This is a genomic window from Helicobacter sp. MIT 14-3879, assembly GCF_003364125.1.
Genome location: NZ_NXLP01000105.1, coordinates 1 through 3,414, shown reverse-complemented (window position 1 = coordinate 3,414; position 3,414 = coordinate 1). Strand labels below are relative to the sequence as shown.

Annotated in this window: 2 protein-coding genes; one reads left to right on the top strand and one right to left on the bottom strand. The window is 32.3% G+C overall.

The genetic code is table 11. From position 1 onward, the window contains the following. The first annotated feature begins 473 nt into the window (after positions 1-473). The gene (locus CQA44_RS11580) at positions 474-1,217 is read left to right on the top strand and encodes an AzlC family ABC transporter permease (protein ID WP_115547367.1); all 744 of its coding nucleotides are present in this window, start codon (positions 474-476) and stop codon (positions 1,215-1,217) included. Positions 1,218-1,994: 777 nt separating this feature from the next. Here the strand turns inward: CQA44_RS11580 and CQA44_RS12760 are convergent. After that, on the bottom strand, positions 1,995-3,414 hold a 1,420-nt coding region (locus CQA44_RS12760; RefSeq protein WP_115547366.1), incomplete at its 5' end, for a hypothetical protein.

The following is a 3,414-nucleotide window of genomic DNA, read 5'->3' as shown; positions in this document are numbered from 1 at the left end:
TATCATAAAGAAAGAAGCTTAGCTGAGTTGATTAAGCTGATATTATTAAGAAAAGTTTGAATACATAACATACATGACTTAGTTTTTCTGTTTATTGTCGTAACGCTATAACTTGCGCACATACTTATCAAAATTGATTCTGACACGCAGAATAAAATCATTTTGACTACATAGTATTTCTCAATATATCACAAAAGCAAGTTATCTCAATCGCAGATTAAATGCTCTTAATGGTTGCTCTATACTTAAATATTAGCAAAAAAGGGTAGTGGAAAACCACCCTTGCAACAGCATTAGGCTATATGCAAAATAAACCATTGTTTATAATATCACCAATAAAACTTGCAAAGCTGTTTGTTGTTCTTATGTCATTTTTAGAAAGCTACAAACCTTAAGCAAGAAAATTGACCTATTGATGAAGGACTTTGTTATAATGTATGTTATCAAGGATATAGAATAAGGATTATATAAAGATGAAGCGGATTATAGAGAGTGAGGAATTTCACGCATTGCAGGAGGGATTTAATTATAGTCTGCCTATTCTTGCTACCTATGTGCTTATGGGCGGTGTGTTTGGAATCATGATGGCAGCCGCTGGTTATAGCGCATGGATTAGCTTGCTTATGTCAGTAATTATTTATGCAGGAGCAATGCAATTTGTGGCAGTAGGGCTATTGGCTGGAGATATACCTCTTTTAAGTGTTATCGCAATTTGCTTAAGTATTAATGCAAGACAATTTTTCTATGCAATAGCAAGTCTTAATCGCTATCAAATAAAAGGTTGGCGTAAGTGGTATTTAATTTTTTCTGTAACCGATGAAACTTTTGCAATCCTCAATCTTAGAGAACAAAAAGCAGATACACAATCTCATAAAGTTGAAAAGAAGATGATAGACAACCAAAAGGTCATGTTTTACATTTCTGGATTTAATCATTGCTATTGGATTATAGGTTGCGTAGGGGGAACTATACTTGGTAATTCTCTGTCATTTATTCAAGAAGTTAAGGGCTTAGAATTTATTGTTATAGCAACATTTTTGGTGCTATTTTATGAAAATTTTACTATCAAGCAAAACCGTATTTCGATTTACATTGGCATGATTGCCACAACTGTTTGTCTATTATTAAATAGAGAACATTTTTTATTATATTCTCTCTTCTTGATTGTATGTCTTCTGCTTCTAGGGCATAAGTATCTTATTGCCGATAGCAAATGACATCAAGCAATTAGAATCAAATAATAAATGAGAAAGATATGCTGATACGATAGTGGATATGTTGCCTATAAAACTAGATTAAAAGAGAAAACTAAGGCTAAAAATAAAAGGGAAGTTTGATGATGAGATATTTGGATTGTAGCCAATATGGCTTTTGTAATGACAGTAATCACACATTAATATTGAAATGTATGACTTATAGAAGATGAGAAGTTTGAGAAACAGCTCAAGAATTAAGAAAGTGCAAGAGAAAAAATAACCTATGAGAATCTTAAAATAGATTTAAATAGGCATTAATTACATCAATCCACATAGTTTTGATGTTTTAAATCTGCCTATAGTAAGAAAAATCAAGAGATTCTCGGAGTAACAGCTAGACATTAACACTCAAGAAATGAGATAAGAATTTGTTAATAAAAAAGCATAAAAGAACATTGTCCATTGTCGATAGAATTGAAATGCTCAATGCAATTCACAAGCAGCGGCTATGAGAAAAATGCGCAATAGATAATCCAAATCGACTTTCACATTTAAATTGATAATATCAAGCATAAAAGCAAATTGCAACTTCATAGCAAGCAGAAACTTATTGCTGCAATTAGCTTTTAGTGTGATGCTAAGGAATCTTTTGCAGTATGACTTCGTAAAAATACGATAATACTTTTTCAACTTCCTATACACTCGATAGGAGTGAGCAGAAACTCTATCTGCTTACTTTAGTTGCCAATGTTTTTATCCTTGAAAGTACTGCTTATGGCATGAAGTTACAATACATCGTTATCCCTGTAGTTTTTTACGAGTACTTTCTTCGTATTGTTTTATTTGTGCATCAAAAACACGAATCATATTGGGCAGATTTTTTTGAATCTTACGCAAACCAGAAGCATGAAACTTTAGTGGATTAGCCCAAACAGGATTTGGCTTTGAAGTAGCTTGCATTTGTTCTTCACAAGATTCAATGGCTTTATTAAGCCCAACAGATAGAGAACGTAATTGTGTAAGATAATCTTTTGCCTGTTTGATACGCGTATTTACATCACCTTTAACATTTGCTAATTTTGCGTTTAATTTTGCTCGTACTGCTTGTACATCTGCTTCTTTTGCCTGAATTTCTTTAAGCTTAGATTCCAAAATCTCTTTGGTTTGTCGCAGTTTATCTTCCAAAACATTCTTAGCATCTTGTAATTGCCCCTCTAAATTAAGTCGTATCTCTTTATATTGATTTTCTTTTGCTCTAACTTCCGCAATTTGGGATTCATAACTTTCCTTTTGCCCTGCTATTTTAGAATCTTTGTATTTGTTCTCAAGCGACTCTCTTTGTTCTCGTAGTTCCATTTCTTTAGCAGCTGCAATTTTTAGTCTTTCATCTAAACCATCTTTTACTGTCTTAAAAGCAGAACGTTTAAGTTGCACTTGAGCTAATTGCGATTCCTTTAGCTCCATTTCTTCTAATTGCGCTCGTTTAAGAATATCTTCTTTAACTTCTATCTCTTTAAAGTCTTTTTCTAGGTCTTCATCAGAATCTTGTTGTAGAATATTTTGAAATTGCTTATGAAAATTTTGTACTTTAAGGAGCATTTCATTAGGAGCTTTATTAGGAGATGAAGAATAGGGGACATAAACCATAAATTCGCTATGTGGAAAATTATGGGCATTTTGTTCAAGTTCTAATAAAAACTGTTCTTTCAAGCTTCTTTCGTATTCTTCGTCATGAAATACAAAAGTTGGTAAAATTTGACTTGATAATGACATGCAGATGCTTTCTTCAAGATATTTTAAACCATCAGCCCATTCTCGCAAGCAATAATAAAACATGCCAAAATCCATAGGACTAATATCTTTTTTATTATTGATAAGAAGATTAATCGCTAAGAGATGCAAAAAATCCTTAAAATGTTTATCCGAAATATTGGCTGCTAGCACATTGCTTGCATGTGATTTACTGTCTTCATCTTGAGTGTGTGGTGGCGCGGCATAATTGGCAAGAGATTCTATAAAATCAATAGCTTTTGTTTTATTGCCATCATTCCAAAATTTTGAAAAATCATATTCTCTAAAATATTTCTTAATTCTTTGTGCTTCTGGAGCAAACTGTTTCAATCTTTCTATAATATTATTTGATTTTGTAGAGAATAGGTACTTATAGAGATGGTCGCTATTTGCATGATTCCCTAAAAAACAATACGCAGTGTATTTA

Excerpts from the sequence above, each read along its gene's own strand:
- CQA44_RS11580 (WP_115547367.1), top strand. The coding sequence starts at position 474 with ATGAAGCGGATTATAGAGAGTGAGGAATTTCACGCATTGCAGGAGGGA.